Origin of the sequence: Pseudomonas sp. IPO3747 (assembly GCF_013385245.1) — a bacterium.
Taxonomy (GTDB): Bacteria; Pseudomonadota; Gammaproteobacteria; order Pseudomonadales; family Pseudomonadaceae; genus Aquipseudomonas; species Aquipseudomonas edaphica.
Genome location: NZ_JACAQL010000025.1, coordinates 212525 through 233822, shown reverse-complemented (window position 1 = coordinate 233822; position 21298 = coordinate 212525). Strand labels below are relative to the sequence as shown.

The following is a 21298-nucleotide window of genomic DNA, read 5'->3' as shown; positions in this document are numbered from 1 at the left end:
ACTATGAGAGTCGTTCTTATAACTATTTAATGCGTACCGTCTGGTTAATAACAACCCTTTTTTATTCAGGTGTCGATTGTGAAACTTAAACCGCTGCTGGCCCTGGGCCTGACGATGCTGGCTGCCTCTACCCAAGCCTTTGGCGGTGCAACCCTGGACCGGGTTGAGCAAAAGAAAGAACTGGTGGGCGTGCTGATGGAAAGCTACCCGCCGTTCTCGTTTCTCAACGAGCAGAACCAACTCGATGGGTTTGACGTCGACGTGGCCAAGGCAGTCGCGCAGAAGTTAGGCGTGAAGCTGCGTCTGGAAACGCCGTCCTGGGACGTGATTGCCGCAGGTCGCTGGAGCGGCCGCTACGATATTTGCATCTGCTCCATGACCCCGAGCAAAGCCCGCGCCGAGGTGTTTGATTTCCCGGTGGAGTACTACGCCTCGCCTGCGGTGATCGTTGTGAATGCCAAGGATGAGCGCATCCATGGCGCCAAAGACCTCAGCGGCAAGAAAGTCGGCCTCACCAGCGCGTCCAGCTATGAAAGCTACCTGAACAAGAACCTGGTGATCGAAGGCGCCGAAGATACGCAACTTCAGTACCCGTTCGAGGATGTGCAGATCGCCCCGTACGACACCGATAACGTCGCCTTCCAGGACCTGGGCCTGGGCGCCGGTGTGCGTCTGGATGCGATCCTCACCAACCTGGTCACTGCCCAACCGCGCCTGAACCAGGACAAGCGCTTCAAGCTCGCCGGTGAGTCGCTGTATGCCGAGCCCAATTCGGTGGCCATCGAGAAAGGTGACCCGCAGTGGAATGCCAAGGTGCGTGAAGTGTTCGCGCAGTTGAAACAGGACGGCACCTTGAGCAAGCTGTCGCAAAAATGGATCGGCGCCGATATCAGCAAATGACCGCCTTCCCGACACCTCCCCAGCCGCCGGTGAACGCATCGCGGCTACAGCGACTCTTTGGCTTTCGTACGCGGTTGTACCTGACGTGGGCGGCGCTGTTTTGCCTGTTCGCCAGCTTCTTCCTGAGCTTTGACCTGAAGTTCTCGATCATCCTCGACAAACTGCCCAACCTGGTCGGCGTGCACTTGGCGCCGAACGGGTTTTTGCAAGGCGCAGCGCTGACGCTGTTTCTGTGCCTTTGCTCGATAGTCGCGTCGTCGGTGCTGGGTTTTATCACCGCGCTGGGGCGCCTGTCGAAAAGCGCCGTGGCCTTTGGCATTGCGAGTTTTTACGCCTCGTTCTTTCGCGGCACGCCGTTGTTGATCCAGATCCTGCTGATTTATCTGGGCCTGCCCCAACTGGGCCTGGTACCAGGCGCCATCGTCGCCGGGATCATCGCGCTCTCACTGAATTACGGCGCCTACCTGAGCGAAATCTTCCGCGCCGGCATCCTCGGTGTTCCCCACGGCCAACGAGAAGCCGCCCTGGCCCTGGGCATGCGTGACAGCGCGATCTTCTGGCACGTCACCCTGCCCCAGGCCATGCGCACCATCGTGCCGCCCGCCACCAATCAGTTCATCTCCATGCTCAAAGACTCGTCCCTGGTCTCGGTAATGGGCGTGTGGGAAGTCATGTTCCTGGCGCAGTCGTACGGGCGATCAAGCTATCGATACATCGAAATGCTCACGACCGCCGCGATCATTTACTGGGTGATGTCCCTCGGGCTGGAACTGATCCAGGCGCGCCTGGAGCGTCACTACGGCAAAGGCTATGTGCAGCGGGGGTGATGCCTAGGGCAACAGCCTCAACCACGCGCTGACGAGCCTAAGGCAAATGCGGCTTTAATCGCACCGCAGTAGAGACAACTCCCGCAAATCAGGGGTCGATAGCCTGACAGTTATCGCCCCGCCATCTCGCTAAATTCCCGGCCTCATTCACCAGAGGCTATGACTTCATGCCCTTCTCCGTCCTAAACCTTGCACGCGCTATCAGCCTGGCTGTTGGCGTAGCCAGTACTCCGTTTGCCTTCGCAGCTGCACCTTTTCAATTCGAGCTGGATCTTTCCAATGACCGTTGGCAATACCAGCCACCGGCTCCAATCTTGCCCATCGACAGCTACTTCGACCAGGCGACGACTCACAACGGCCAGCAACTGGCTGCAGTGCTTAAACCGGCTTTGCAACGTGCACTGCAAGCCGGCGACCTGACCTCGGAAGAAATCAAAGGCCTGCAAAAAGCCGCTGACGCACTGTCCCAACAACCAGGCGGCCTGGGTGCCGCATTCGAGCAACTGGCAGGCAGCCAAAATGCCAACTTGGCTGGCGCGACCCAAAACGCCACCGCGCACATCAGCGACTCATTGCTCGCAACCCTGCGCACGCTGCCCAGTCATGGCGATGGCCATTTGTGGGTGCAAGGCCTGGGCAACGGCGGCAAGCTCGACAAACAAGGCGGCAGCGACGGGCTCAAACAGGGCACCAAAGGCCTGATGCTGGGCGCCGATTGGGCCGTGGGTGACGCGTGGCGAGTCGGTGTTATGGGCGCCAAGTCCACCAGCGAGCTTCAAGCTCAACGTTTCAAAGGCGAACTCGACAGCTTGCACCTTGGCGGCTATGCCGTGCGCCAGGACGGCCCATTGGCCCTGCGCATGGGGGCGTTCTACAGTGATCACGCGGGCAAGAACAAACGTGACGTCAACTTGCTCGGTTTCAAGGAGCAACTCCAGGGCAACTACAACGCTCAAAGCCAAACAGTGTTTTCCGAGCTGGGCTACCAATTGGGCAGTGCCGACGTACAGGTAGAGCCCTTCGCAGGCTTGGGCTATCAGCGCTACCACCGTGACAGCTTTAAAGAAAAGGGCGGCGTGACCGCGCTGAACGTCGGCTCACAAACCCAGCAAAACCTGAACAGCACCTTTGGCCTGCGGCTGGCCACGGTGTACCGGTTCGACAATCGGATGAGCCTCACACCCCACGTGAGTACCAGTTGGAAGCATCTTTACGGCGAAGTCGACAGCCAAGTGCGCCAATCCACTCGCGCCGCACCGGGAATCATCGACAGTTTCACCATCACCGGTACCTCGTTGGACCGCAATAGCCTCGATATGCAAGCTGGCCTGGACCTCGCCTTGTCCACCGAACACAGCGTGGGCCTGACCTACAGCGCCCATGCCGGTACCCACAGCCGCAGCCAGGGCCTGACGGGGGAGTGGAAGATGAGTTTTTAACCGCGCCGATCGGTAAATTTCAGGCAAAAAAAAGGGGAGCACCTGCCCCCCCGAGGATTAAGCGGTAGTGTCGAAGGCTGGGTCAGCCTTCGATTTCAATCAGGATTTCGCCAGGGTTGACCCGGTCGCCCTTGGCCACGTGAACGGCAGTTACCTTGCCGGCAATCGCTGCCTGCACTTCGGTTTCCATCTTCATGGCTTCGGTAATCAGCACGGCCTGGCCCGCTTTGACCACGTCGCCTTCCTTGACCAATACGTCGACGATGTTGCCCGGCATCGCCGTGCTGACATGGCCCGGCTCGGTCGCGTGCTTGCGCTTGCTGCCGCCACTGCTGACAAACTCATTGAGCGGTTCGAACACCACTTCTTCGGGCATGCCGTCGATGGACAGGTAGAAGTGCCGTTTGCCCTCGGCTTTCACGCCAACACCGGTGATATCCACGCGGTAGCTTTCGCCGTGCACGTCGATGACGAACTCGGTCGGCACGCCTTCACCACCGGCACGCGCCACGCCGCCGGCTTCAGGGATCGGCAACAGCACTTCAGGCGCCAGGGTGCCGGCGTCGCGCTCTTCGAGGAACTTGCGGCCGATATCCGGGAACATGGCGTAGGTCAGCACGTCTTCTTCGGACTTGGCCAATGCGCCGATTTCGCCGCGCAACTTGGTCATCTCCGGCTTGAGCAGGTCGGCTGGGCGATGATCGATCACCTCTTCGCTGCCAATGGCCTGGCGACGCAGCTTCTCGTTCACGGTGCCCGGCGCCTTGCCGTAGCCGCCTTGCAGGTAGAGCTTCACTTCGTTGGTGATGGTTTTGTAGCGCTCGCCGGCCAGCACGTTGAAGAACGCCTGGGTGCCGACGATCTGCGAGGTCGGCGTGACCAGCGGCGGGAAGCCAAGGTCTTCACGCACACGCGGGATTTCGGCCAGCACTTCGCTCATGCGGTTGAGTGCGCCCTGCTCTTTCAACTGGTTGGCCAGGTTGGAAATCATCCCGCCCGGCACCTGGTTGACTTGCACGCGGGTGTCGACGGCAGTGAATTCGCTTTCGAACTGGTGGTACTTCTTGCGCACGGCGTAGAAGTACAGGCCAATTTCCTGCAGCAGTTCCAGGCTCAGGCCAGTGTCGAATTCGCTGCCTTTAAGGGCGGCGACCATCGACTCGGTGCCCGGGTGGCTGGTGCCCCAAGCGAAACTGGAAATGGCGGTGTCGATATGGTCGGCACCGTTTTCGATCGCCTTGAGTTGGCACATCGCAGCCAGGCCGGCGGTGTCATGCGAGTGGATAAAGATCGGCAGGCTTTGCTCGGCTTTCAATGCCTTGACCAGCTCGCCGGTGGCGTACGGAGTCAGCAGCCCGGCCATGTCCTTGATCGCTACCGAGTCACAACCCATGGCTTCCATTTGCTTGGCTTGGGCCACAAAAGCGTCAATGGTGTGCACCGGGCTGGTGGTGTAGGCGATGGTGCCCTGGGCATGTTTGCCGGCAGCTTTGACCGCTTCGATAGCCACGCGCAGGTTACGCACGTCGTTCATGGCGTCGAAAATGCGGAACACGTCGATGCCATTCACAGCAGCCTTGGCGACGAAGGCTTTGACCACGTCGTCGCTGTAGTGGCGGTAGCCCAGCAGGTTCTGGCCACGCAGCAGCATTTGCAGGCGTGTGTTAGGCAACGCGGCGCGCAGTTTGCGCAGGCGCTCCCACGGGTCTTCTTTCAAAAAGCGCACGCAAGCGTCGAAGGTCGCGCCACCCCAGACTTCCAGGGACCAGTAGCCGACTTTATCGAGCTTGTCGCAGATCGGCAGCATATCGTCGGTGCGCATGCGGGTCGCCAGCAACGATTGGTGTGCGTCGCGCAGGATGGTGTCGGTGACAAAAATCTTTTTGCTCATTGTTATATTCCTCACAGGCCTGCGTGGGCGGCGATGGCGGCGGCGATGGCCAGGGCCAGCTCTTCGGGTTTGCGCTTGATCGAGTAGTTGGTCAGCTCAGGGTGGCTTTCCACGAAACTGGTGTTGAACTGGCCGCTGCGGAATTCCGGGTTGCGCAGGATTTCCTGGTAGTAGGCGGCGGTGGTCTTCACGCCTTGCAGGCGCATGTCGTCCAGGGCACGCAGGCCGCGGTCCATGGCTTCTTCCCAAGTCAACGCCCACACCACCAGTTTCAGGCACATGGAGTCGTAGAACGGCGGGATGGTGTAGCCGGTGTAGATCGCCGTGTCGGTCCGCACGCCGGGACCGCCGGGCGCGTAGTAACGGGTGATCTTGCCGAAACTTGGCAGGAAGTTGTTCTTGGGGTCTTCGGCGTTGATGCGGAACTGCAACGCGAAACCACGGTGCTGAATGTCTTCCTGTTTCACCGACAGCGGCAGGCCCGAGGCGATGCGGATCTGTTCACGCACAATATCGATGCCGGTGATTTCTTCGGTGATGGTGTGTTCCACCTGCACGCGGGTGTTCATTTCCATGAAGTACACCTCGCCCTCGGCGAGCAGGAACTCCACGGTGCCGGCGTTCTCGTAACCCACGGCCTTGGCCGCGCGTACCGACAGGTCGCCGATATAAGCGCGCTGTTCAGGCGTCAGTTGCGGGCTTGGGGCGATTTCAATGAGCTTCTGGTTGCGACGCTGGATCGAGCAATCGCGCTCGAACAGATGCACCACGTTGCCAAAGCTGTCACCGAGAATCTGCGCCTCGATATGCTTGGGATTGACGATGCATTTTTCCAGGAACACTTCCGCCGAACCGAAGGCCTTGGTGGCCTCGGAAATAACACGGGGGAAGGCTTGTTCAAGTTCTTCACGACTGTTGCAGCGACGGATGCCGCGACCGCCACCACCGGAGGTGGCCTTGAGCATCACCGGGTAACCAATGCGGTCGCCTTCGGTGAGGGCTTCGGCGATATCAGCCACGTTGCCTTCGGTGCCTGGCGTGACCGGCACACCAGCCTTGATCATGCTGCGGCGCGCTTCGGTCTTGTCGCCCATGCGGCGGATCACTTCGGCCGACGGGCCGATGAACTTGATCCCGCGTTCGGCGCAAATGTCTGCCAGCTCGGCGTTTTCCGACAGGAACCCGTAGCCTGGGTGCAAGGCGTCACAACCGGTTTCCACGGCCAGGTTCACCAGCTTACGCGGGTTCAGGTAACCGGCCAGCGGCTCGGCACCAATGCTGTGGGCTTCGTCGGCACGTTTAACGTGCAACGCGTGGCGGTCGGCGTCCGAGTAAACCGCGACCGAGCGAATGCCCATCTCGGCGCAGGCACGCACGATTCGTACGGCAATTTCACCACGGTTGGCGATCAGGATCTTTTTTATCACTTGGAAATTCCCTTGAGCCGATTGCTGCGTTCTACGACCCGTTGGATCCGGGTCGGCGCGTGACCAAATGTTTCATGACAGTCGCGAGACACACACTAGGCGCAAAGGAGGATTAACAAAAATCAATAATTATTGGGTTGTGTATAAGTAAAGACTTATAGTTGGACGGACGGCCTTGGGCGAGAGGATTTAAATAATGCGTAAGTCATTGATGCGTATGACATTGCGTCAATTGCAGATTTTCAATGAAGTGTGTGATTTGCGCTCCTACAGCCGCGCGGCCGAGGAAATGTCTCTCACGCAACCCGCCGTCAGCCTGCAAATTCGCCAGCTTGAAGAGCTGATCGGCCAGCCGCTGTTCGATTACGTCGGCAAAAAGCTCTACATGACTGAAGCCGCCGAGGCCTTGCAGCGCGCCAGCCGGGATATTTTCGGGCGCCTGGAAAACCTCGATATGCAGCTGTCGGACATGCAGGGCTCGCTGCAAGGCCAACTGAAACTGGCGGTGGAATCCAGCGCCAAGTACTTCGTGCCGCACCTGTTCGCGGCCTTTAAACGCCAGCACCCGGAGGTGCAGTTGCACCTCACGGTGGTCAACCGCGCCCAGGTGATTCGCAGGCTGTCGGACAACCGCGACGACCTGGTGATCATGTCCATGGTGCCCCAGGACATGGGCCTGGAATTCCTGCCGTTCCTGAACAACCCGATTGTTGCCGTGGCGCCGCTCGATCACCCGTTAAGCCTGCAAGGGCCGCTGCGCCTTCAAGACCTGGAACCCTACACGCTGCTCATCCGCGAACCAGGTTCCGGCACGCGACTGGCCTGCGAGGAGTACTTCAAGGAAAAACGCGTGCACTTCACCCAAACAGTGGAAGTAGCCTCGGCCGAGGCGCAGCGCGAGTGCGTGAATGCAGGGTTGGGCGTGGCGTTGCTGACGCGCCACGCAGTCAACCTGGAGCTGGCCACCGGCGGGCTCAAGGAGCTGCCGGTAGAAGAGCTGCCGCTGTACCGCAGTTGGTGCCTGGTGCAAGCCAAGGCCAAGCGCCTGTCACCGGTGGCCCATGCGTTCCTGGGCTTTATCCGCAGCGAACGCGTACAGATCAGCGCGCTGGCTGAGCGTTTCGCTGGGCAGCCGCGGGTGCCTGCCAGTGGAGTTCCGGGTAGTCACTGATGCTCTGGAGCAGCTGGCGCTCCTCGCAGCGGTCTTCGATTGCGCGACGGAACGCCATGCGGCGCTGGTCTTCTTGCTGACGACGGGTTTTGACGGTGCTGCTGTCTTCGTAGTGCCGGGCCATTTCGAGTCTCCCAATGCGAGTACGGGGAGTACAGGATGGCCTTGGGCGATGACGGTTTGGCGGCGCGAGGGTTACAGGACGATGAATCTTCTGAAATAAGCGCAAAACCAAGGTGGGAGCTGGCTTGCCTGCGATAGCGGTGGGTCAGCCGACATATCCGGCGACTGATACCCAGCCATCGCAGGCAAGCCAGCTCCCACATTTGACCGAGGGCGACCTCGAATCAGTCGTCGAGGGCTTTGACGGACTTGGGTGACAACCGCAGGCTGCGCAAGCTGCGCTTCACGCTCTTGAGGTGGTTGACCAGGCTCGGCCCGCGCGCCATGGCCACGCCCATCGCCAACACGTCGATCACCACCAGATGCGCAATACGCGAGGTCAGCGGCGTGTAGATCTCAGTGTCTTCGTGCACGTCGATCGCCAGGTTGACCGTGGACAGCTCTGCCAACGGCGTCTGGCTCGGGCACAGGGTGATCAACGAAGCGCCGCTTTCACGCACCAGGTTGGCGGTGATCAGCAGGTCTTTGGAGCGTCCGGACTGGGAAATGCAGATGGCCACGTCGGTCGGCTTCAAGGTCACCGCCGACATTGCCTGCATGTGCGGGTCGCTGTAGGCCGCGGCAGTGAGCAGCAGGCGGAAGAATTTGTGCTGGGCATCAGCGGCGACGGCTCCCGAAGCACCAAACCCATAAAACTCCACGCGCTGGGCTTGGGACATGGCGGTCACGGCCTTTTGCAGCTCAACCGGATCGAGCTTCTCACGCACTTCCATCAGCGTGTGCAAGGTGGTGTCGAAGATTTTCAGGCTGTAGTCGGCGACGGAGTCGTCTTCATGAATCGCAAACTGCCCGAAGCTCGCACCGGCCGCCAGGCTTTGCGCCAGCTTGAGTTTCAAATCCTGGAACCCGGAACAACCGATGGCACGGCAAAAGCGCACGATGGTCGGCTCACTGATGCCCACGCTGTGGGCCAGGTCGGCCATGGAACTGTGCATCACGGCCGCAGGATCAAGCAGCACGTGATCGGCAACCTTGAGTTCCGATTTGCGTAACAGGTGGCGCGACTGGGCGATATGTTGCAACAGGTTCAAAGGGCAGGACTCTTGTTATTGGCAGACGCCAGGGATGTAGCAAGCTTGTAGTTATACTACAAGAATTACCGTTTTGCCCGCCCGATGCATCACTAAATCGCCCTGATGCCCTTTGAATCAGCGGGCAGCCGCCTTGTAGCCACAGGGGCGGCGTAGCGGTCTTTAAGGAAAGTCTGCATTTTTTCGTAATAAATCTGCCAACCCTTCAGCAGCCATCGGCCGACTGATCAAGTAACCCTGCACTTCATCGCAGCGTTCGCCGCGCAGGAAATCCAGCTGCTGCTGGTCTTCCACACCTTCGGCCACCACCTTGAGCGCCAGCCCGTGGGCCATGGCGATGATTGCGCGAGTGATGGCCGCATCTTCCCGGCCCTGACCAAGCCCCCGGATAAAAGTCTGGTCGATCTTCACGTAATCCACGGGGATGCGCTTGAGGTAGCTGAGGGACGAATACCCGGTGCCGAAGTCATCGATGGCCAACTTCACGCCCAAATCGCGCAATTGCTGGAAGGTGGCAATGATGTGCTCAACGCTGTCGAGCAGTTGGCTCTCGGTCAGCTCCAGCTCCAGGTATTGCGGGTCCAGGCCGGTTTCTTCCAGCACCTGGCGCACCAGGCTGACCAACTTGCCCTGGCGCAGTTGATGCACCGAAAGGTTCACCGACACGCGAATCGGCGCCAGCCCTTGGCGCTGCCATTCGCACGCCTGCCAGCACGCCTGACGCAGCACGAATTCGCCCAGCGGCACGATCAAGCCGGTTTCTTCGGCCAGACCAATAAAGTCCCCCGGCGGCACCATGCCCCACTGCGGGTGCTCCCAGCGCACCAGCGCCTCAGCGGCGTTCAGCTTGCCCGTGGCCAGGCACAGTTTCGGTTGGTAGAACACCGTGAGCTGGCGCTCGTCGATGGCCTTGCGCAGGTGGTTTTCCAGCTGCAAACGCTCCAGCGTGCTGGCTTGCAGGCTGTCGGTGTAGAACTGGAAATTATTGCCGCCCAAATGCTTGGCGTGCTGCATGGCCATGTTGGATTGGCTGACCAGCGCAGAAATTTCCCGCGCATTATCCGGCAGCAAGCTGACGCCCATGGAGGCACTGACCACCAGCTCATGCCCCTCCACCGTCACCGGCACCCGCAATTTGGCGAGCAGCCGCGTGGCCACCCGTGCCAGGCTCGACAGGCTGCCGTAGGCATCGAACAGCACGGCAAACTCATCACCGGACAGGCGTGCGATGGTGTCGGCTTCGGGCAAGGCATTGATCAGACGACGGGCCATTTTCTGCAACAGTTGGTCGGCGACTTCATGGCCGAGGCTGTCGTTGAGCAGCTTGAAGCGGTCCAGGTTGATATGCAGCAGCGCCAGGCTGCGCCCGCCTTGGCGCACCCGCGCATGGGCCTCACGCAGGCGTTCGCGAAACAGCGAACGGTTGGCCAGGCCCGTCAGCTCGTCGTAGTGAGTGAGGTAGCGCATGCGCTCCTCGGATTCACGCCGCGCGGACAAATCGGCGAAGAAGCCCACAATATGGCTGACTTTTCCCCGAGCATCGCGCACCACATTCAATTGCAGCCACTGCGGGTACAGCTCGCCGTTCTTGCGCGTTTCCACCAACTCGCCCTGCCAGGTGCCATGGCTGAGCAGGGCCTGGCGGATCACCGGGAAGTGACGGCGGGCGTCACGGCTGCTGGGCAGTTCGACGACATTGCGGCCGATCATGTCGTCGATTTCAAAGCCGGTGACGCGACTGAAGGCCTGGTTGACGGCGATCAGCACGTACTCAGGGTCAAGAATCACGATGCCTTCGCTGGCCGCTTCGAACACCGTCGAGGCCAGGCGTTGCTGTTCCTCCAGTGCCTTGTCGGCGCTGATGTCGCGGCGCGTGCCGAGCATGCGCGTGACGCGGCCGCCGGGCGTGCGCTCCACGGCGCGGCCACGGTCTTCGATCCACACCCAATGGCCGTCGCCATGGCGCACGCGGTATTCCACCTGGTAATCGTCGCTGCGCCCTTTGAGGTGCTCCACCAACGCACGCTTGAGCAGCGGCAGGTCTTCGGGGTGCAGGCGCGGCTTGAGGTGGCTGAGCATCGCCGTGACGTACTCCGGCTCCAGGCCAAACAACTCTTTGAGCTGGGTGTGATGCACCTCGTCGGTTTGCAGGTTCCAGTCCCACAGGCCCAACTCACTGGCTTGCAGGGCCATGGCCAGGCGCGCTTCACTTTTATTCAGGGCCAGGCTGGCGGCGTCCAGTTCCTGGCTGCGTTGCGTCACGCGGTCTTGCAGGCCGATCTGCGCGTCGCGTAATTCCTGTTCGGCCTGGCGACGTTGGCCGACTTCGCGCACCAGTTCCTGATTCAACTGCTCGCTGCGTTGCTGCGCTTGCTGAAGATGCTCGATCAGCGCCTGGTTCTGGAAGCGCCGCAACAAACCGCGCTGGATCAGGCGGTTGACCTGCCACGCCACCAGGCTCAGGGACGCCAGCAAGATCAGGCCGAGCACGCCCCAGCCTTGCTGCTGCGAGGCGCCGTTCCAAAACAGATAGACGATGGGCGGCACCAGGCACGGCACCGCAAAGGACAGGAACGCCGGCAAGCTCACGGCATAGGCCACGCTGGCTGACAACGTCGCGGCGCCAATCAGGCCGAATACCCAGGCCTGCTGCATAAAGCTATTGGCCGGCACCAGGGCAATGGCGGCGGTGGCCAGGGTCAGCCCGCTGACCGCCGAGCCGAGCATGAACATGCGCCGCCAGATCGGCTGGGCCTGGCGACTGGGCATCGCCGAATCAAAGGCCGCCACCTGGATGACGCGCAGGGCTACCAGGGCGAGCAGCCAGACCAGCCAGATGCTGTCCAACAGGTATTGCTTGGGGTTCCACAGCAACCAGGCGCAGACCAGGCCGTTGACCAGCATCAGTAACGTCGGCAGCAAGGAGCCTTGATACAACAGGCGAGTGCGTTCGACCGCCATCTCGGTTGCGTAATGTTTACGGATGACCTGCGCAGGCGCCACCGAGGGGCCAAACAGGTCGGGACTGAGGGTCATAGGCAGTGTTCTTATAATGGTGAGCCCGAAACGTGGACGGAGCATACACAAGCAAGCGCTTGGGCCAAACTGCTCCAAGTCATAAAAACCACACGGTTTTTACACACAACCTTCGTGGCCAAAGCGCTTGAGCTAGACCCTGCGCGGGCTGTGAGCCATGACTTACCGGTCATCACCGCCAGCAGAATGTTTGCGCGGCCAGGATCACCCGGAATGTTTTGTATCGACCACCCGGCATTGGGATTTGCCCGACTCCCCGCAGCACCCTAGAATGCGCCGATGCGCGATGATCTCTCCCTTTTGCTGAACTCCCTCAACGATGCCCAACGCCAGGCTGTTGCAGCCCCCGTTGGCCGTCAGTTGGTCCTGGCCGGTGCTGGCTCCGGTAAAACCCGAGTGCTGGTGCACCGTATCGCCTGGTTGATCCAGGTCGAAAACGCGTCCCCGCATTCCATCCTGTCGGTGACCTTCACCAACAAGGCCGCTGCCGAGATGCGCCACCGCATCGAGCAGTTGATGGGCATCAGCCCGGCCGGCATGTGGGTGGGCACGTTCCACGGCTTGGCGCACCGCCTGTTGCGGGCGCACTGGCAGGAAGCCGGGTTGAGCCAGACCTTCCAGATTCTCGACAGCGACGACCAGCAACGCCTGGTCAAGCGGGTGATCCGCGAGCTGGGCCTGGACGAGCAACGCTGGCCGGCGCGCCAGGCGCAATGGTTTATCAACGGTCAGAAAGACGAAGGCCTGCGCCCGCAACATATCCAGGCCAGCGGCGATTTGTTCCTGGCCACCATGCGCAGCATTTATGAAGCCTACGAGGCCGCCTGCGTGCGCGCCGGTGTGATCGACTTCTCCGAGCTGCTGCTGCGCGCCCTCGACCTGTGGCGCGACAATCCAGGCTTGCTGGCCCATTACCAGAAACGCTTCCGACACATTCTGGTGGACGAGTTCCAGGACACCAACGCCGTGCAGTACGCCTGGTTGCGCCTGCTGGCCAAGGGCGGCGACAGCCTGATGGTGGTGGGCGACGACGACCAGTCGATCTACGGCTGGCGCGGCGCAAAAATCGAGAACATCTACCAGTATTCCGACGACTTCCCGGACGCGATCACCATCCGCCTGGAACAGAATTACCGCTCCACCGCCGGCATCCTCAAGGCCGCCAACGCCTTGATCGCCAACAACACCGGGCGCATGGGCAAAGAGTTGTGGACCGACGGCGGCGAAGGCGAAGCGATCAACCTGTACGCCGCGTTCAATGAACACGACGAAGCGCGCTACGTGGTGGAAACCATCGAAAGCGCGCTGAAAACCGGCCTGGCGCGCAGCGATATCGCGATTTTGTACCGTTCCAACGCCCAATCGCGGGTGCTGGAAGAAGCCTTGCTGCGCGAGCGCATTCCGTACCGCATCTATGGTGGCCAGCGTTTCTTTGAACGGGCCGAAATCAAGAACGCCATGGCCTACCTGCGCTTGCTGGAAGGCCGTGGCAACGATGCGGCGCTGGAGCGGGTGATCAACATCCCGGCGCGTGGCATCGGTGAGAAAACCGTTGAAGCGATTCGCGACCACGCCCGCCACGCCGATGTGTCGATGTGGGAATCCATGCGCTTGCTGATCGCCAACAAGGGCCTGACCGGCCGCGCCGCCGGGGCATTGGGCGTGTTTGTCGAGCTGATCGAGAACCTGGCGGCCAAATGCGCGGAAATGCCGCTGCACTTGATGACCCAGACCGTGATCGAGCAGTCCGGCCTGATCGCCTATCACGAAGCGGAAAAAGGCGAAAAAGGCCAGGCCCGGGTAGAAAACCTTGAGGAACTGGTCAGCGCGGCCCGCGCATTCGAAAACACCGAGGAAGACGAAGAGCTGACGCCGCTTGCCGCCTTCCTCGGCCATGCGTCGCTGGAAGCCGGTGATACCCAGGCCGATGAGCATGAAGACAGCATCCAGCTGATGACCTTGCACAGCGCCAAGGGCCTGGAATTTCCGTATGTGTTCCTGGTAGGCATGGAAGAAGGCCTGTTCCCACACAAGATGAGCCTGGAAGAGCCCGGCCGCCTTGAGGAAGAACGCCGCCTGGCCTACGTGGGCATCACCCGCGCCATGCAGAACCTGGTGATGACCTACGCCGAGACCCGACGCCTGTACGGCAGCGAGACCTACAACAAGGTGTCGCGCTTCGTACGTGAAGTGCCGAAGGGGCTGATCCAGGAAGTGCGCTTGTCCAACAGCGTCAGCCGACCGTTCGGCGGCGGCCAGCAGCAGAACTCCAGCAGCATGTTCGCCGGTTCCGAGATTCCGGAAACACCCTTCAGCCTTGGCCAGCAGGTCAAACATGCGATCTTCGGTGAGGGTGTGATCCTTAACTTCGAGGGTGCCGGCGCCCAGGCGCGGGTACAGGTGAACTTCGCCGAAGGCAGCAAGTGGCTGATGATGGGCTATGCAAAGCTCGAAGCCATCTGACAATCGCTTGTGGCGAGGGAGCTTGCTCCCGCTGGAACACGAAGCGCTCCGATTTTGCGCCGTGCCAATCTATCAGGCTGCGTTTGCCAGTCAGGGGCTGCTTCGCAGCCCAGCGGGAGCAAGCTCCCTCACCACATAAGCCAATATGATGAAACTTCGCGTTACATGAAGGTTGATGGCCCGCCCTTGTTTTTACCAAGCGCGGGCCAATATCTGAGATAAGTCCTACGGGCCATTCTGAATCGGTCTTACGCAAAAGCCCGAAACATTATGTCGCTAGCCACTGTCACGACACCTGTGCAACATGGCGCGCGTGCAATCCACAAATGGGAATTCCCTTTATGAAACGTTTTCTTAGCATCGCCATGGCGTTGTGCATCGGCCTGACGATGAGCCTCGACGCCAACGCCAAGCGCTTCGGTGGCGGCAAAAGCATGGGCTCGGCTCCGACTCACCAGACCAGCCAAATGGCTCCTTCCGCCGGTGGCATGGGCGGCGCAGCTGCGACCGCTGGTGCAGCCGGTGCCGCTGGCGCTGCTGCCAAGGCCGGCGGTGCTTCGCGCTGGTTAGGCCCTCTGGCCGGTATCGCCGCCGGTGGCCTGCTCGCTTCCATGTTCATGGGCGGCGGCTTCCAGGGCATGCAGATCTTCGACATCCTGATCCTGGCGGTCATCGCGTTTGTGATCTTCCGCTTTATCGCCGCCCGTCGACGCAAGCAGCAGGAGCACCTGGCGCCAGCCGGCGCGCCGATGCAGCGTGAAGTGTTCGAGCAAAAACCAGCCATGGGTTCGATCTTCGGTGGTTCGGCTGCGCCTGCCGCCGCCCGCCCGGTGATCAATGCACCGGCCTGGTTCAACGAAGAACGTTTCGTCGAAGCGGCCCGCAGCCACTTCCAGTCCCTGCAGCAGCACTGGGACGCCAACGAAATGGACAAGATCGCCGAGTTCGTGACCCCGCAACTGCTGGAGTTCCTCAAGCGCGAACGCGCCGAAATCGGTGATGCGTTCCAGTCGACTTACATCGACGACCTGCGCGTGCAGCTGGACGGTGTGGATGATCGCGCCGACAAGACCATCGCCACCCTGACCTTCAGCGGTGTGTCGAAGACCTCGCGTTTCGACCAGGGTGAAGTGTTCAGCGAAAGCTGGAACATGGAACGCCCGCAAGGCGAGAACCAGCCTTGGCTGGTCGCAGGTATCCGCCAGAACGGCTGATAACCCTACGCTTGAGCACTTGGTAATAAAAACCCCGGACATGTTCCGGGGTTTTCTATTTCGCGGTTGCACTTATAGCGAGCTACTGTATAAAACGCCCTATTAACCGCGCCAACTAGCAAGAGGATCCCGGCCGTGGAAGAAATCATCGAACAATTGCGTGAAGCCAACGAACCGGTCCCGGTTCCTCTGGAGCTGCCTGACGAAGACCAGATTGTGGAAATCGAAGAACAACTGTTCATCGACATCCCGTTTGTATTCCGTGAATTCCTGCTGACCGTCAGCGACGTGGTGTACGGCAGCCTGGAACCGGTGACCGTCACCGACCCGCAGTCCCACACCTACCTGCCGGACGTTGCCGCCAACGCCTGGGACGCCGGTGTTGACCGCAGCATGATCCCGATCTGCCAGGACGGCGATGACTACTACTGCGTCGAAGAGGACGGCACCGTGGTGCTGTGGTCCGGCGAAGAAGAACTGGTCACCGAAGAAACCTGGGAATCGGTGTGGCACTGGGCGCGGGACGTCTGGCTGGAAAGCTGACGCTTTTTGTGGCGAGGGAGCTTGCTCCCGCTGGGCTGCGAAGCAGCCCCAACCAGGGCAACGCGTTTTTCCAGGTGTGGCGAGGTGACTGTTTTAGGGCTGCTGCGCACCCCAGCGGGAGCAAGCTCCCTCGCCACAATGACATCAGTGCTCTGGCGTATCTTTGTGGTTATCCAGGGTCTCCAGCAAGGCGACCTGCATCCGCGTATGCACGCGGATGAACCACCGCCAGAGCACCGCCGCCACCGCCGCCGTGACCACGGCAATCAGCACCAGCAACTTGTTGGTCGGCAAAATACTCGCCGACAAGGCTGCCAATAGCAGGAAGATCACCAACAGCGACAGGATCGGGATCACCTCCGCGATCACCCGTCGCACACGCTGGGTATGCCGCCCGGCCATCTCCGGTTTCACACTCATCTCCGCCAGCAACATCGACAGCGCCTTGAGCTTGCGGTACGCCGCAATCAGAAACGGCAGCGACAGCAGCAACGCCCCACCCCAGATCAATGCCTTCTGCCAGCTCGGATCACTGATCCAGCCTTCCAGGTACCCGCCAATGCTCGCCGCGAAGAAGCTGCCGGCAAAGAAGATCGCGATCACCAGTGCCAGGTTCACGCCCACTTGCAGGATGATCTTGCGAATCATCGACGCCAGCATCGCGCCCTCACCTTGAGGCTGAATACTGCGCAACCATTCGCCATACAGGCCGAACACCCGGCTCATGCGCTTGGACATTACCGCGGCAATCTTTAACGACAATGGGTCAGCGCCGCGAATCAGGTACGGCGTGAGCAGCGTGGTGATCGCCGAAACCGCCACCGCCACTGGATAGAGGAAGTCACTGGTCACCTGCAAGGTCATCCCCAGCGCGGCGATGATGAAGGAAAACTCGCCAATCTGTGACAGCCCCATACCCACACGCAGTGAGGTACGGCCATCATTGCCGGCAATAAACGCCCCCAGGCCGCAGGACAGCATCTTGCCCAGCACTACTGCCACGGTAATCACCGCGATGGGCCAGGCGTACTGCAGCAGGATCTGCGGGTCGATCATCAAGCCGATGGCGACAAAGAAGATCGCGCTGAACATGTCGCGAACCGGCTCTATCAGGCGTTCAATTTTAATCAACTGGCGAGATTCTGCCATGATCGCGCCGATCAGGAACGCGCCCAGCACCATGCTGTATTCGAGTTTGACCACCAGCAAGCAAAAGCCGAAACACAGGCCCAACACGGTGATCAGCAGCATCTCGTTACTTTCAAACTTGGCCACATAGGCCAACAGGCGCGGCACCAGCAAAATGCCGATGACCAACGCCACGATCATGAACAGCGACAGCTTGCCAACCGTAGAGAACACCTCACCGGAACTCACCGTGCCGCTGACGGCGATGCTCGACAGCAAGGCGATGATGCCGATGCCCAGGATGTCCTCGACGATCAGCACGCCAAAAATCAGTTGGGCAAAACGCTGGTTCTTCATCTTCAGGTCATTGAGCGCCTTGACGATGATGGTGGTCGAGGAAATCGCCAGGATCGCGCCGAGGAACAGCGAGTCCATGGTGTTCCAGTCGAACCAGCGGCCGATCTCGTAGCCGATCCAGATCATCAGGATGATTTCCAGGAAGGCCGCGATAAACGCCGTGGCGCCGACCTTGAACAACTTGCGCAGGCTGAACTCCAGGCCCAGGCAGAACATCAGGAAGATCACCCCCAGCTCAGCCAGGGTCTTGATGGTGTCTTCGTCGTGGATCAGGCCGAACGGTGGCGTGTGAGGGCCAATGATGAACCCCGCGACGATATACCCCAGCACCACCGGCTGCTTGAGGCGGTGGAACAGGATGGTGACAACCCCTGCCACCAGCATGATCACGGCCAAGTCCTGGATAAAGCTGATGGCGTGCATGGCGAGGGGCTCCTTGAGGGGTACTGGCGCTTTTCCCACTTCCACACGCGCCCTTGAACAGTCGCTAAGCGCGGAAGGAAAAGTCTGCCTTGATCGTAAGAAATGCCCTGGGATGGGCTTTTGAAGGTTAACACCACGACTTCCGGCAGAAAGCCGGTGCAATATATGGAAACAGATCGGCGTTCGCGTGACGGCAAGCCGCCCACTGGCGTCCCGTTAGGGAGAGCGCTGTAAAGATTCCAGCACCCGTAGAGGTGTCCCCCAACCAATGCCTACAACCCGTGAGTGTGCTATGGAACCCGGAAACGCCCAGCTGTCGATGACGGTATTGATGACCCCTGACATGGCCAACTTCTCAGGCAATGTGCACGGCGGCACCCTGCTCAAATACCTCGACGAAGTGGCCTACGCCTGCGCGAGCCGTTACGCGGGCCGTTATGTGGTCACGCTGTCGGTCGACCAGGTGATTTTTCGCGAGCCGATCCATGTCGGCGAGCTGGTGACCTTCCTGGCCTCGGTCAACTACACCGGCAACACATCGATGGAAGTGGGCATCAAGGTGGTGACCGAAAACATCCGCGAGCGCTCGGTGCGCCATACCAACAGCTGCTTCTTCACCATGGTGGCCGTGGACGACCAGCGCAAACCCGCCGCCGTACCGCCGCTGCAGCCACAGAACAGCGAAGACAAGCGCCGCTTTGTGCAGGCGCAGCAGCGTCGGCAGATTCGTCAGGAGCTGGAGAAGCGTTATCGGGAAATCAAGGCAGACGGGCCATAAATCCCGAGCTGTAAACCCAATCGAATGTGGGAGCTGGCTTGCCTGCGATGAGGGCCTGACAGTCGACATCTTTGTCGCCTGACACACCGCTATCGCAGGCAAGCCAGCTCCCACATTGGGTTTTGTGTGCTTACAGGCCGATGGGTGTTGCCTCAAAGCGTACGCGAGGATGCGCGATACGATCCTGAGCCCGTACCAGCTCCAGCTCGTAACTGGCGCAGGCCTGGGTTTCCAGCAGCACTTCATGCACCGCTGCGGCGGTGAATTCGAAGGCCGCCAACAGGCTGTCACCCAACAGCACACGCGCCAGGAATAACCCCGACGTCAGGTCGCCCACGCCCACCGGCTGACGCGGGAACGCCAGCAACGGCCGGCGTAAGTGCCAGCTGCCGTCTGCTGTGACCAGCAGCATCTCGAAACCCTCCGGCAGCTTGCCCGGATAATCCAAGTGTTTGACCAATACCGCCTTCGGCCCACGGGCCAGCAGCGCCTTGGCCATCGCCAGGCAATCGAACAGCGATTGCGGCTTGCGCCCGGCGAAGCTGTCCAGCTCCAGTTGGTTGGGGCACAGGAAATCCGCCATGGCCGCCGCCTCGTCCAGCAGGAAATCGCTGACTTCCTGGGGCACGATGCAGCCTTTTTCCGGATGGCCCATGACTGGGTCGCACAGGTACAGGGCCTTGGGGTTGATGGCCTTGATACGGGCCACGCCGGTAAGAATCGCTCGGCCCTGGTCGGCACTGCCCAAGTAGCCGGACAGTACCGCATCGCAGTTGCCCAACTCGCCAATCGCGGCAATGCCTTCTACCAACGCCGGAATTTGCTGCGGCGCCAGCACTTCGCCCGCCCACTGGCCATACTGAGTGTGATTGGAGAACTGCACCGTGTTCAGCGGCCAGACGTTCACCCCGACCCGCTGCATGGGGAACACGGCGGCGCTGTTTCCGGCGTGGCCAAAGACCACATGAGACTGGATCGCAAGCAGATGAGGTGTGCGTTTCATGCGGGAGATTTCCGTAAAGCCGTTTGAATTCTGGCCGCGCAGTATGCGACTAAACCCAGCCTGTACGACAGACCAGAGACACAGTTAAGCTGCTCTCACTTTGTTGGAGTTCATCGCATGCTGACCCTGGGAAATATCTTCGTGTTGATGCTGTTGGCGACCGGTGCCGCCTGGGTGTGGCACAACCACGGCCTGCGTGAACGGGCGCTGGAGCGGGTCAAGCAGCATTGCGCCAAACTGGATATCGAACTGCTCGACGGCGCAGTGGCGTTAAAACGCATCGGTTTTGTGAAAGATGCCAATGGTCGACGGCGTCTGGCACGCATTTACAACTTTGAGTTCACCGTGACCGGCGAAGCCCGCCACCCCGGGACTATCACTCAGTTTGGCGCCCACAGCGCGCAGATCGAATTGGCGCCCTACCCGTTCGAGATCAAGACACCGCAGCCCAGCGCCGAAGTCATCGAGCTGAGCCAATGGCGCCAGGACCACGCCAGCAAGACCCGTCACTGACGGCACGCGGCCAGCGCGCTCTGTAGCCCAGCCACGTCCTGTGGCTGGCTGAAGATCAATTCAATACGTGAATCGCGGCGCCACTCGCTGGGTTGCCAGGCAAGTGGACCATTATCCACAGCGTTAGCGGACATCCAGGTATCGCCGCTGTGGATAACCAGCTTGGCGCGGCGCCATTCAAGGCCAGAAAGCCAGCTGTGCAGGCGCGCAATGTCGAACGACTGGCTTGGATGCCAGCGCCAACCGATACTCCAGCCACCTTCCTGGGCCTGACTCAGGCAAATGGGCAACGCAGGATCAACCCAGACGGCCGGCATCTGTACCACACCTTTGGGCACCTCGAAGTTATCCACAGCTGCGCCAGCCTGTGCATCCAGGCCGGGCAATTGCTTGAGCGGCAACTGCGCCTGGCGTGTCCAGTAAATCGGGCAAGCAGGCAGTTGCTGTTCTATGGCCTGGCGCTGTGCGGCATCCAACGATTCATCTTTGTTCAACACCAACAAACCGGCGCTGGCCAGCGCTTCCTGCTGCGCTTGCGGCAATGCTTTGCCCGCTGCCAATGCTTGGGCATCCAATACCAACACACACGGCTGAACTGCGAGTACGCCCTGCCATGGCGCCTCGCGCAACTGCTTGAGCAACTGCGCCGGATGCCCCAGGCCCGAGGGCTCGATAAACAGCCGATCCGGCTTGGCCTTACGCAACAGGCGGCCAAGCCCTACCTGGAACGGTGCACCATTCACACAGCACAAACAGCCTCCGGCCACTTCGCCCAGCGCAATGCCGTCGTCGTCCTGTGTTAGCAAGGCAGCGTCCAGGCCGATTTGCCCGAACTCATTGATCAACACGGCCCAGCGCTCGTTGGCCGGGCGTTGGGCCAACAGGTGTTTGATCAGGCTGGTCTTGCCGGCGCCCAAAGGCCCGGCAATCACGTGGGTAGGAATGTTCTGCAGCATGGGGCTTCATTCAGG

At 60.5% G+C, this 21298-nt stretch carries 17 protein-coding genes; 9 read left to right on the top strand and 8 right to left on the bottom strand.

The window, feature by feature from the left end; translation table 11 throughout:
- Positions 1–78: 78 nt before the first annotated feature.
- The 3 genes from HX790_RS26695 (at position 79) to HX790_RS26685 (ending at position 3166) form a co-directional block, all read left to right on the top strand.
- Positions 79–900, top strand: a complete 822-nt coding sequence (locus tag HX790_RS26695) for an ABC transporter substrate-binding protein (protein ID WP_017135780.1) — start codon at positions 79–81, stop codon at positions 898–900.
- Entirely contained in the window at positions 897–1727 is an 831-nt protein-coding gene (locus HX790_RS26690; protein ID WP_176992482.1) for an amino acid ABC transporter permease, read from the top strand. Before HX790_RS26695 ends, HX790_RS26690 begins: the two co-directional genes overlap by 4 nt.
- Before the next feature lie 167 nt (positions 1728–1894).
- Positions 1895–3166: an autotransporter domain-containing protein gene (locus HX790_RS26685; protein WP_176992481.1), complete on the top strand. Its 1272-nt coding sequence runs from the start codon at positions 1895–1897 to the stop codon at positions 3164–3166.
- A gap of 82 nt (positions 3167–3248) precedes the next feature.
- Here HX790_RS26685 and oadA read toward each other — a convergent pair whose 3' ends face one another.
- Positions 3249–5057: a sodium-extruding oxaloacetate decarboxylase subunit alpha gene (gene oadA, locus HX790_RS26680; RefSeq protein ID WP_017135777.1), complete on the bottom strand. Its 1809-nt coding sequence runs from the start codon at positions 5055–5057 to the stop codon at positions 3249–3251.
- 11 nt (positions 5058–5068) lie between these two features.
- A complete protein-coding gene (locus HX790_RS26675; RefSeq protein WP_003213442.1) occupies positions 5069–6484 on the bottom strand; it encodes an acetyl-CoA carboxylase biotin carboxylase subunit in 1416 nt (471 codons plus the stop codon).
- Positions 6485–6680: 196 nt separating this feature from the next.
- Between HX790_RS26675 and HX790_RS26670 the strand changes: the two genes are divergently transcribed.
- Positions 6681–7655 carry a LysR family transcriptional regulator gene (locus tag HX790_RS26670; RefSeq protein ID WP_017135776.1) on the top strand — a complete coding sequence of 325 codons (975 nt, stop codon included), beginning with the start codon at positions 6681–6683 and terminating at the stop codon, positions 7653–7655.
- Here the strand turns inward: HX790_RS26670 and HX790_RS29695 are convergent.
- The 3 genes from HX790_RS29695 to HX790_RS26660 form a co-directional block, all read right to left on the bottom strand.
- Entirely contained in the window at positions 7585–7779 is a 195-nt protein-coding gene (locus HX790_RS29695) for a PA3496 family putative envelope integrity protein (RefSeq protein ID WP_017135775.1), read from the bottom strand. The two genes, HX790_RS26670 and HX790_RS29695, sit on opposite strands and share 71 nt — an antisense overlap.
- A gap of 223 nt (positions 7780–8002) precedes the next feature.
- Entirely contained in the window at positions 8003–8869 is an 867-nt protein-coding gene (hexR, locus tag HX790_RS26665) for a transcriptional regulator HexR (protein WP_003177007.1), read from the bottom strand.
- Between the two features lie 162 nt (positions 8870–9031).
- Positions 9032–11905: a GGDEF domain-containing phosphodiesterase gene (locus tag HX790_RS26660; protein ID WP_176992480.1), complete on the bottom strand. Its 2874-nt coding sequence runs from the start codon at positions 11903–11905 to the stop codon at positions 9032–9034.
- A 279-nt stretch (positions 11906–12184) separates the two neighbouring features.
- Here HX790_RS26660 and uvrD point away from each other — a divergent pair, with 279 nt between their 5' ends.
- The 3 genes from uvrD to HX790_RS26645 all read left to right on the top strand — a co-directional run bounded on the left by uvrD (position 12185) and on the right by HX790_RS26645 (position 16125).
- Positions 12185–14368 (top strand): DNA helicase II, encoded by a 2184-nt coding sequence (uvrD, locus tag HX790_RS26655; RefSeq protein WP_176992479.1) that lies wholly within the window; start codon positions 12185–12187, stop codon positions 14366–14368.
- Between the two features lie 341 nt (positions 14369–14709).
- The gene (locus HX790_RS26650) at positions 14710–15582 is read left to right on the top strand and encodes a Tim44 domain-containing protein (RefSeq protein ID WP_056860905.1); all 873 of its coding nucleotides are present in this window, start codon (positions 14710–14712) and stop codon (positions 15580–15582) included.
- Between the two features lie 135 nt (positions 15583–15717).
- Positions 15718–16125, top strand: coding sequence for an SMI1/KNR4 family protein (locus HX790_RS26645; protein ID WP_017135771.1), 408 nt, complete (start codon positions 15718–15720; stop codon positions 16123–16125).
- Positions 16126–16269: 144 nt separating this feature from the next.
- Here HX790_RS26645 and HX790_RS26640 read toward each other — a convergent pair whose 3' ends face one another.
- On the bottom strand, positions 16270–18033 hold the full coding sequence (locus tag HX790_RS26640) for a cation:proton antiporter (RefSeq protein ID WP_176992478.1): 1764 nt from the start codon (positions 18031–18033) through the stop codon (positions 16270–16272).
- 292 nt (positions 18034–18325) lie between these two features.
- Between HX790_RS26640 and HX790_RS26635 the strand changes: the two genes are divergently transcribed.
- On the top strand, positions 18326–18811 hold the full coding sequence (locus HX790_RS26635) for an acyl-CoA thioesterase (RefSeq protein WP_017135769.1): 486 nt from the start codon (positions 18326–18328) through the stop codon (positions 18809–18811).
- Between the two features lie 130 nt (positions 18812–18941).
- On the opposite strand, the gene pdxY is transcribed toward HX790_RS26635, so the two are convergent.
- A complete protein-coding gene (gene pdxY / locus HX790_RS26630) occupies positions 18942–19814 on the bottom strand; it encodes a pyridoxal kinase PdxY (protein ID WP_017135768.1) in 873 nt (290 codons plus the stop codon).
- 117 nt (positions 19815–19931) lie between these two features.
- Here pdxY and HX790_RS26625 point away from each other — a divergent pair, with 117 nt between their 5' ends.
- Positions 19932–20327: a DUF3301 domain-containing protein gene (locus HX790_RS26625; RefSeq protein ID WP_017135767.1), complete on the top strand. Its 396-nt coding sequence runs from the start codon at positions 19932–19934 to the stop codon at positions 20325–20327.
- Here the strand turns inward: HX790_RS26625 and HX790_RS26620 are convergent.
- Positions 20321–21283 carry a GTP-binding protein gene (locus tag HX790_RS26620; RefSeq protein WP_017135766.1) on the bottom strand — a complete coding sequence of 321 codons (963 nt, stop codon included), beginning with the start codon at positions 21281–21283 and terminating at the stop codon, positions 20321–20323. The genes HX790_RS26625 and HX790_RS26620 overlap by 7 nt on opposite strands.
- Between the last annotated feature and the right edge of the window lie 15 nt (positions 21284–21298).

What these genes read in the sequence shown, in the direction of transcription:
- pdxY (WP_017135768.1), bottom strand. Translation starts at nt 19,814, where the DNA reads ATGAAACGCACACCTCATCTGCTTGCGATCCAGTCTCATGTGGTCTTT.
- HX790_RS29695 (WP_017135775.1), bottom strand. Translation starts at nt 7,779, where the DNA reads ATGGCCCGGCACTACGAAGACAGCAGCACCGTCAAAACCCGTCGTCAG.
- HX790_RS26650 (WP_056860905.1), top strand. Translation starts at nt 14,710, where the DNA reads ATGAAACGTTTTCTTAGCATCGCCATGGCGTTGTGCATCGGCCTGACG.
- HX790_RS26635 (WP_017135769.1), top strand. Translation starts at nt 18,326, where the DNA reads ATGGAACCCGGAAACGCCCAGCTGTCGATGACGGTATTGATGACCCCT.
- uvrD (WP_176992479.1), top strand. Translation starts at nt 12,185, where the DNA reads ATGCGCGATGATCTCTCCCTTTTGCTGAACTCCCTCAACGATGCCCAA.
- HX790_RS26690 (WP_176992482.1), top strand. Translation starts at nt 897, where the DNA reads ATGACCGCCTTCCCGACACCTCCCCAGCCGCCGGTGAACGCATCGCGG.
- oadA (WP_017135777.1), bottom strand. Translation starts at nt 5,057, where the DNA reads ATGAGCAAAAAGATTTTTGTCACCGACACCATCCTGCGCGACGCACAC.
- HX790_RS26670 (WP_017135776.1), top strand. Translation starts at nt 6,681, where the DNA reads ATGCGTAAGTCATTGATGCGTATGACATTGCGTCAATTGCAGATTTTC.
- HX790_RS26660 (WP_176992480.1), bottom strand. Translation starts at nt 11,905, where the DNA reads ATGACCCTCAGTCCCGACCTGTTTGGCCCCTCGGTGGCGCCTGCGCAG.
- HX790_RS26620 (WP_017135766.1), bottom strand. Translation starts at nt 21,283, where the DNA reads ATGCTGCAGAACATTCCTACCCACGTGATTGCCGGGCCTTTGGGCGCC.
- HX790_RS26685 (WP_176992481.1), top strand. Translation starts at nt 1,895, where the DNA reads ATGCCCTTCTCCGTCCTAAACCTTGCACGCGCTATCAGCCTGGCTGTT.
- HX790_RS26625 (WP_017135767.1), top strand. Translation starts at nt 19,932, where the DNA reads ATGCTGACCCTGGGAAATATCTTCGTGTTGATGCTGTTGGCGACCGGT.
- HX790_RS26640 (WP_176992478.1), bottom strand. Translation starts at nt 18,033, where the DNA reads ATGCACGCCATCAGCTTTATCCAGGACTTGGCCGTGATCATGCTGGTG.